Genomic DNA, 3,061 nt, shown 5'->3' on the forward strand with positions numbered 1-3,061 from the left:
TCCCAGAACCACCAGCCGCCCCAGCCGAGTTCGTAGTAGGCCCACCAGGAGCCGAGCGCGATACCGATGGTCAAAAACACCCAGGCGACCGTGGTCCAGGGCCGCGACCAGCGCGCCCAGGCGGCGTCGAGCTTGCCACCGATGAGCGCGGCGAGGGCGAAGGCGAAGGCGACCGAGAAGCCGACATAGCCCATGTAGAGCATCGGCGGATGGATCGCCAGCCCCGGATCCTGCAACAGCGGATTCAGGTCGCGCCCTTCCGGCGGCACCGGGAACAGGCGCTCGAAGGGGTTGGAGGTCAACAGCATGAACAGCAAAAAGCCGATCGCCACCATGCCCATGACCGCGATCACCCGCGCCACGACCGGCAAGGGCAGGTTACGGCTGAAGAACGCCACGGCGGCGCCCCAGCCCGCCATCATCAGCGCCCACAGCAGCAATGAACCCTCGTGGCCGCCCCACACCGCCGAGACCTTGTAGACATCGGGCAGCAGGCTGTTCGAGTTCTGGGCGACATAGAGCACCGAGAAATCGCTGGCCATGAAGGCCTGCACCAAGGCCGCGAAGGCGATGGCGACGAAGACCAACTGCCCATAGGCCAGCGGTCGCGCCATGGCCATCCACGGGCGGTTGCCGGTGAGCGAGCCGGCGAGCGGAAAACCGGCCTGAGCGAGGGCGAGCAGGAGCGCGAGGATCAGCGCGAGATGTCCGAGTTCTGGAATCATTGTTGCAAACTCCCGCTGGTCTGTTCGATGAGACCCTTGGTATCGGCCGTCTGCAGCGTGTCGGTGACCTCCGGCGGCATGTAGGATTCATCGTGCTTGGCCAGCACCTCCTCGGCATAGAAGACGCCGTCGATACCGATGCGGCCCTTGGCAACCACGCCTTCGCCTTCGCGGAAGAGGTCCGGCAGGATCCCGGTGTAGCTGACCGGAATCACGGCGGCGTTGTCGGTGACCTCGAAGTGAACGGTGAGTCCATCGGCCTGGCGGGCCAGGCTCTCGGGCACCACGAGACCGCCGACCCGAAACACCGTATCGCTCGGATGTTCATTCGCCATCACCTGGGTGGGGCTGAAAAAATACGAGATATTGCTCTGCAGCGCGCTGAGCGCCAGGGTGGTCGCGCCGGCGACGCCGATCAGCGCGAGGCCGACCAAGACCAAGCGTTTTTGTCTTGCTTTCATTGAGCATTCCTCGTGGCGATCGATGGGCCGCTGATCTTGGGTCAGGCGGCTCCGGTGTGAAAATGCGGGTCGTCCAAGCCTTGGGCTGGATGGGAATCTGTGACTAGGATTGGGCGTCGGTCGTTCCCGGTGGTCGGCGCGTGGCCGTTGGCCGTGGCGCGCGCAAGCGCAGCAACCGGCTGAGGCGCGTCAGCGTCGCGCGTCGGCTGCCGCGCAATTGTAGGATCTCGATCAGCAGCAACCCGAAGGTCATCCCGAACGCGCCCCACACATAGCCGCCATAGCCGCCTTGGCTGAAGAACTCGATCATGCGCGCGCCTCCTTGGCGATCACATCGCGCACCCAGGCACTGTCCGCCTCGCGGGTCAGGATGATGGTGCGCAGGCGCGCGAAGACGGCGGCGAACGAATAGGCCCAGAAGCCAAGGGTCATGCTCAACATCGGGATCAGGATGCTCAGGTGGATGCTGCCCGGATCGGAGCGCTGATGCAGCGACGCGCACTGGTTCGGATCGGGACAGTTGATCGACAGAAAGATCACCGGCACCATCACCAGGCCAACGATCGCCAGCAGCGCCGCAGCACGATCCGCGCGGCGGGTATCGTCGATGGCCGAATGGAGCGCGATGTAGCCGATATAGAGAAAGAACAGCAGCAGCTCGGAGGTCAGGCGCGGGTCCCAATCCCAATAGGTGCCCCAGCTCGGGCGCCCCCAGAGCGCGCCGGTCCAGAGCGCCAGGAAGGTAAACAGGGCGCCGGTCGGCGCCACCGCCTTCGCCATCATGAAACTCAAGCGGGTATTGAACACCAGCCCGATCGCCGACCAGGCGGCGAGCACCAGATAGAGCCACATCGACATCCAGGCCGCCGGCACATGCACGAAGATGATGCGGTAGTACTCCTTCTGGGGATTGCTTCCGCCGAGCTGATCGCTGGTCAGGAAGAAGCCCCAGTCGAAACCGATCAGTATCAGCACCAAGGCGGCCAGGCCGAAGCGGGGAATGAGACGCCCGGCGAGCGGGTAGAAGGCAGCGGGCGAGGCGAATTGGAACCAGTTGATCGTCATAGGGGCGCGATGGCGTTGGAGGCTAGCCGCAGGGGCCGCCACGGAGTTGAGCACGGGATTGTAAGCAGTCGTCGATGGATGCGTCGAACGGTTCGATGGCGCTTACTCCAGCGAGATGCGCAGCGCGGCGGCGGCCGCGAGCGGCGCCAACAGGAAGGCGCCGAGCAAGAATGCGCTTAAAAGATAGAAATAGGGCTGGGTGTCGGCGATATCGATGGCGCTGACCGCGACCGCGCCCGCGCCATAGACCAGCACCGGCACATACAACGGCAGGATCAGCAGCGATAACAGGATGCCGCCGCCCCGCAGCCCCAGCGTGAGGGCCGCACCGATCGCGCCGATCAGGCCGAGCACCGGCGTGCCGATGGCCAGCGCCGCCATCATCACCCAGATCGCGGTGGCGCTCAGGTGATACTGCATGGCGACCAGGGGCGCGATCAGCACCAACGGCAAGCCGGTGAGCAGCCAGTGTGCGACCACCTTGCCGAGCACCAGCACCGCGAGGGGCTGGCCGGCGAGCAACAGTTGCTCGAGCGTGCCGTCGTCGTAGTCGGCGGCGAACAGTCGCTCCAGCGCCAGCATCGAGGCCAAGAGCGCGGCGACCCAGACCACGCCGGGGCCGAGCATGCGCAGTTGCTCCCGCTCGCTGCCGACGCCGAGCGGGAACAGGCTGACGACGATGATGAAGAAGAACAGCGTCGTCAGCACATCGGTGCGCCGGCGCATGGCCAGCGTGATATCGCGCACAAGGACGCAGGAGAACACCTGAAGCATCGGCGACTCAGCGCGCGGCCGGTTCTGGCGCAGAGG

At 65.3% G+C, this 3,061-nt stretch carries 5 protein-coding genes; all 5 read right to left on the reverse strand.

Features of this window, described 5'->3' with window-relative positions; translation table 11 throughout:
* On the reverse strand, positions 1-725 hold a 725-nt coding region (ccsA, locus tag ACLFQI_RS12945), incomplete at its 3' end, for a cytochrome c biogenesis protein CcsA (RefSeq protein WP_410759928.1).
* Positions 722-1,186 carry a cytochrome c maturation protein CcmE gene (gene ccmE, locus ACLFQI_RS12950; protein ID WP_410759930.1) on the reverse strand — a complete coding sequence of 155 codons (465 nt, stop codon included), beginning with the start codon at positions 1,184-1,186 and terminating at the stop codon, positions 722-724. The genes ccsA (ACLFQI_RS12945) and ccmE, both read right to left, overlap by 4 nt.
* 103 nt (positions 1,187-1,289) lie before the next feature.
* Entirely contained in the window at positions 1,290-1,496 is a 207-nt protein-coding gene (gene ccmD / locus ACLFQI_RS12955; RefSeq protein ID WP_410759932.1) for a heme exporter protein CcmD, read from the reverse strand.
* Positions 1,493-2,251, reverse strand: a complete 759-nt coding sequence (ccsA, locus tag ACLFQI_RS12960; protein ID WP_410759933.1) for a cytochrome c biogenesis protein CcsA — start codon at positions 2,249-2,251, stop codon at positions 1,493-1,495. The genes ccmD and ccsA (ACLFQI_RS12960) overlap by 4 nt, the downstream gene beginning before the upstream one ends.
* A gap of 102 nt (positions 2,252-2,353) precedes the next feature.
* Positions 2,354-3,025 (reverse strand): heme exporter protein CcmB, encoded by a 672-nt coding sequence (gene ccmB / locus ACLFQI_RS12965; RefSeq protein WP_410759934.1) that lies wholly within the window; start codon positions 3,023-3,025, stop codon positions 2,354-2,356.
* Positions 3,026-3,061: the final 36 nt, after the last annotated feature.

The sequence above is a fragment of the Halochromatium sp. genome, from assembly GCF_046541315.1.
In the GTDB taxonomy this organism is placed as follows: domain Bacteria; phylum Pseudomonadota; class Gammaproteobacteria; order Chromatiales; family Chromatiaceae; genus Lamprobacter.